Source organism: Pseudomonas juntendi, assembly GCF_009932375.1.
Taxonomy (GTDB): Bacteria; Pseudomonadota; Gammaproteobacteria; order Pseudomonadales; family Pseudomonadaceae; genus Aquipseudomonas; species Aquipseudomonas juntendi.
In genome coordinates, this window is sequence record NZ_BLJG01000316.1 from 1 (window position 1) to 293 (window position 293).

General features: G+C 65.2%; 1 pseudogene. It reads right to left on the minus strand.

Annotated features, from left to right (window positions below):
- Positions 1 to 221, minus strand: a pseudogene (locus tag GYA94_RS25370) (replicative DNA helicase); the annotation flags it as partial.
- Positions 222 to 293 lie beyond the last annotated feature (72 nt).

The window sequence follows — 293 nt, forward strand, 5'->3', positions numbered from 1 at the left end:
TTGGGCAACACCTCGGCCATGCGCTTGTACCCGGCCTTGCCCGAGCCCTGCAGGTCACGCAAGTCAGCGATGGACTGCTGGGCCTGCGCGATGATCTCGTCCGGCACCAGGCCGCTTGCTACGGCAGCCTTCGCAGAATGGCCAATGTCGACCACCTGGCGGATCACCGCCCACTGCTTGACCTGCTTGGCGTAGGCCGTGACGTTGGCTACCGAGGGCACGTTCCGGCAAAGCTCCGCCGCGAAGGACAAGGTGTTTTTGCCGCTTGGCAGGACGCGCTGCACATCCCCGAC